Raw genomic sequence first — 4,042 nt, 5'->3', positions numbered from 1 at the left:
GGTCGTGCTGACCGAGGCGGGGGTGGAGATGCTGCCGCGGCTCAGCATGGCCTTCCGCGAGATCAGCAGTGTCGCCCGCGACGTCGGCGGCGATGCCTTCCGCCCGAGGCTCGTCGTTTCGGTGCCGCCCTCCATGGCGATGGGCTGGCTTTCCGAGCGCATCGTCAGCTTTATTGCATCCCATGGGGCCGCCGACATATCGCTGAGAGGCGATGACGATCCGGTGCCGTTCGATCCTGAATTGATCGATATCCGCCTCTCCTACGGTCCGCACTACCGGGAACATCCGACCGAGGAGATCGTCAGGGACGCCGTCTATCCCGTCTGCGCACCGACGCTGGCCGGCGCGACCGGGTCCGAGAGCCTTGCCGGCCTGCCGCTGATCCACACCGATTGGGGACCGACCGGAGCGTCCTTTCCATCCTGGCGCAACTGGTTCGCGGCGGCGGGAAGCGAGCCGGGCCGCGCGGCGCAGCGCGGCCTTTCGGCCAACTTCTCGCGTGCAGCACTCGATCTCGCCATTTCAGGACTGGGCGTGGCGCTGGCGCAAGGCATCTATTGCGCCCAGGCGCTGGAGGATGGCAGACTGGTGCGCGCCGCCGCACAATCCTTGGAACTGCGCCAGCCCTATTGCCTGACGATCCCCGAACGCAGCGCAAGGCGCGATATCGTGGGTGCGTTTCGGCAATGGCTGGTCGGGGAATGCGTGCGCGCGGTCAAATCACCGGCGCTCGGCACGCAGCCATCCGAGAAACTCGTTTAGGGAACTACGGCAACGGGGCACCATCCTTCGTGCCCGCCTCGCTTTTCAGTCGAACGAAGTCGGAGATTTTTCAATGTCGCTCGAACTCATCAATCCAGCTGACCTGCCGGTTCCGGAGATGTACTCGCAGGTCGTCGTCGCGACGGGATCCAAGCTGGTGTTCATCTCGGGTCAGCAGCCGGAAGATATCCACGGCAAGCTCGTCGGGCACGGTGATTTTGCGGCGCAAGCGCGCCTATCATTCGCCAACCTTGGCCGAGCGCTCAATGCGGCGGGTGCCCGGCCCGACCAAGTCTGCAAGATCACGATCTACATCGTCGACTACGACCGCGATGAACACGTTCCGACGATCGAAGCCGCGCAGATCTCGCTGTTTGGAGATCACAAGCCAGCGAATGTGATTGTCGGCGTGGCGATCATGTCCCCGGGCTACCTCATAGAGGTAGACGCGATAGCGGTCATTTGACGAGGAGACCGGAATCGACGCGCGCTGAGGGCTTCAAAGATGCCCGGCCAGAGCCGCGACCATGTCCTTGCTCGTCGCCACCGGAATGATCTCGAACTCGACGAGGTCGTTCCACTCGATGGCCCAGCGCTGCAGGATCGTGACGTCGTCGGCCTCCACCAACAAGAAGCAGCGGCTCATGTCGGCCGCGATCCAGGAGTGGTGGACAACGAGCTCGTCGGGTTTCAGCCGGCCCTTATCGCGGAAGCGGCGATAGATTTCCTTGCGGTCCGCGCCGTGAAAGTCCTCGATCACCAGGAACAGCATTCTTTTCCCTCGGTTGAGTTATGGGGAACTGAGGAACTGAAAGAGATAGGAAATGATTATTCGATAGTGCAAGGACGGAGTTTCCGCGAGGCACCCCATTCTTCAATTCTTCAGTTCCTCTTCCCGCCCCGCTACTTCTCCGGCCGCTCCAGGCGCTCCAGGAACCACTGCGTCAGCCGCACCCAGAGCTCGTCCTTCTCGCCCGAATCCTCCCAGCCATGGTCGAGATTGGGATTGTCGTTCACCTCGATGACGAAGACCCCGTCCTTGGTCTCCTTGAGGTCGACGCCGTAGAGCCCGTCGCCGATGCATTTCGCGGCCCTGACCGCCGTCTCGACGACATGTGGCGGCGTCTGCTTCAGCGTGAACGTCTTTATCCCGCCCTGGTCGGGCTTGCCGCTGGCCTTGTGGTTGACGATCTGCCAGTGCTTCTTCGCCATCAGATAGTGCACGGCAAACAGCGGCTGGCCGCCGAGCACGCCGACGCGCCAGTCATATTCGGTCGGGATGAATTTCTGCGCGATCAGGAGATCTGAATCTTCCAGCCACTCGGTCGCGAGCTTGGTGAGCTCCGCCATGTTCTCGCATTTCTTGACGCCGCGCGAGAAGGACGAATCCGGGATCTTCAGCACCAGTGGAAAACCCAGCGTCTGCGCCGCCACCTCGAAGTCGGACGTGCCGGCGATCATCACCGTCGGCGGCACCGGCACCTTGTTGTAGGTCATCAGCTCGTTGAGATAGACCTTGTTGGTGCAGCGGATCATCGACAGCGGATCGTCGATCACCGGCATGCCTTCCTGCTGGGCGCGGCGCGCGAAGCGGTAGGTATGGTTGGAGATCGAGGTGGTCTCGCGGATGAACAGCGCATCGTAATTGGCGAGCTTGGCGAGGTCCTTCTTGGTGATCGGCTCGACCTCGACGCCCATCTTTTCGGCGATCCGCGCCCAATAGCGCAACGAGGAAATCTCGGACGGCGGCAGTTCCTCATGCGGATCGACCAGCGTCGCGAATGTGTAGCGCGCCGGCGTGCGGCCCTTGGTGTCGCGCCATTCGCGGTTGGTGTAGGTGTCCAGGCATTGCAGGAAGAACTCTTCCTCGTCCTCGGTCATGCGGGCAAGCGGCAGGAAGCCGATCTTGCGGATCGAGGCCCATTCGGCGCTGTCCTTGATGTGGACCTCGAGCGCCGGCGCGCGGAACCAGTCGAACAACAGCTTGGCGAAACGGTCCCACACTTTCGACGGACCAATGCCGAAGAAGATCGCGACCTTGGCCGGGAACGCGCCGCCAAGGTCCTTGCGGCATTTGTTCAAGGCCAGCTCGAGCTCCGGCAGCGCGTGCTCGTAGAGCTTGCGCTCCGAAAGGTCGATCATGGTCTCGACCGTCGGGATGACCCTGTGGCCGCGCGATCCGGCGAGCAGCGAGGCGTAGTAGCCGCGGCTCTGGTAGCCGTAATTGTTCGACAGGTTGATCACCTTCGGCCGCTGACCGCGGAACAGCGCCGGATGGGCGAGATAGTCGCGATTGGTGATGATCTTGTGGGGTGTGGCCACCTGATCGATGTCGTTCTGCCTGCCTGTGAGGATAACCCAGGTCATTGTCTCAGCGTTTTCCCAGAGTGATGGCGGCGCGCAAACCGTCGCGACCGAACTGCGCCATGTTCATGAAGATGTCGTAGGGCACCGGAATGTTCGCGGCATCGAGGATCGTTTCCTGCCTCTCATCCTCGACCCAGGGGTCGTGGATCAGGATATGGTCGCCATCGTCGCCGATGGCCAGCACCCAATGCGGCACCTTCTTGCCGAACATCAGGAAACCGCTGATCAGCACCACCACAAGCTTGCCCTCGGCCAGGGCGTCACGGATGTCGCCGATGCCGAACGGACGGTAGTTGACAGGGATGCCGTAAAGCTCGGCGCGGCGGCGGAAATCGACTTGGGCGAGTTCCATCACCCGGCGCTTTTCCTCGCTGCGCACCGACTGCAGGAACAAGGCGCCGTAGAAGGAGACGAAAATCTCGGCGACGAGCCCGCTCTCATAGCCGGCGACCGCCAGGCCGAAGGGCTCGCAGCCGCCGGGACCCGACATCATGAAGACCGTGGTCGCTTCACGCCACAGTCGGATTTCCATGACCGGGTCGGGCACGAAGCCATGGTCGAAATTGGCCATCGCCATCATCAGGCAGCACGGACCGCAGGTGAACTCGCAGGTCTGCTGGTAGAACGGCACCTTGGTCGCCGTGGGGTGATCGCCGCGCAGCGTCTTTTCGTAGCGCAGCGCGGTCGCGCCGTCCTCGTAATAGTCGGGCTCGCGGCCCAGCTTCCGATAGCCGGCCTGCTCGTAGATGCGGATGGCGCGATCATTGTCCTCGCGCACTTCGAGGCGAAGCAGCAGCCGGTCGTGCTCGAAGGCGGCTTCCTCGGCGGCGGCCAGCAGAAGGCGGCCGAGGCCGAGCCGGCTGAAGAAAGGGCCGACGGCGATGGAATAGAGCCGCGCGACGCCGCTGCCCT

Annotated in this window: 5 protein-coding genes; 2 read left to right on the top strand and 3 right to left on the bottom strand. The window is 62.8% G+C overall.

Features of this window, described 5'->3' with window-relative positions; genetic code table 11:
• Together EOD07_RS25245 and EOD07_RS25240 are read left to right on the top strand one after the other, a co-directional pair.
• On the top strand, nt 1-763 hold a 763-nt coding region (locus tag EOD07_RS25245), incomplete at its 5' end, for a LysR substrate-binding domain-containing protein (protein WP_127237355.1).
• Nucleotides 764-836: 73 nt separating this feature from the next.
• Nucleotides 837-1,229 carry a RidA family protein gene (locus EOD07_RS25240; protein ID WP_127237354.1) on the top strand — a complete coding sequence of 131 codons (393 nt, stop codon included), beginning with the start codon at nt 837-839 and terminating at the stop codon, nt 1,227-1,229.
• Nucleotides 1,230-1,262: 33 nt separating this feature from the next.
• Here EOD07_RS25240 and EOD07_RS25235 read toward each other — a convergent pair whose 3' ends face one another.
• From EOD07_RS25235 to EOD07_RS25225, 3 genes are all read right to left on the bottom strand, one after another.
• Nucleotides 1,263-1,535: a DUF3303 family protein gene (locus EOD07_RS25235; protein WP_040984213.1), complete on the bottom strand. Its 273-nt coding sequence runs from the start codon at nt 1,533-1,535 to the stop codon at nt 1,263-1,265.
• 131 nt (nt 1,536-1,666) lie between these two features.
• On the bottom strand, nt 1,667-3,130 hold the full coding sequence (locus tag EOD07_RS25230) for a RimK family protein (RefSeq protein WP_040984214.1): 1,464 nt from the start codon (nt 3,128-3,130) through the stop codon (nt 1,667-1,669).
• Between the two features lie 4 nt (nt 3,131-3,134).
• On the bottom strand, nt 3,135-4,042 hold a 908-nt coding region (locus EOD07_RS25225; protein WP_127237353.1), incomplete at its 5' end, for a peptidase C39 family protein.

This window comes from Mesorhizobium sp. M2C.T.Ca.TU.002.02.1.1 (genome assembly GCF_003997225.1).
This window is presented reverse-complemented; position numbering and strand designations above follow the sequence as displayed.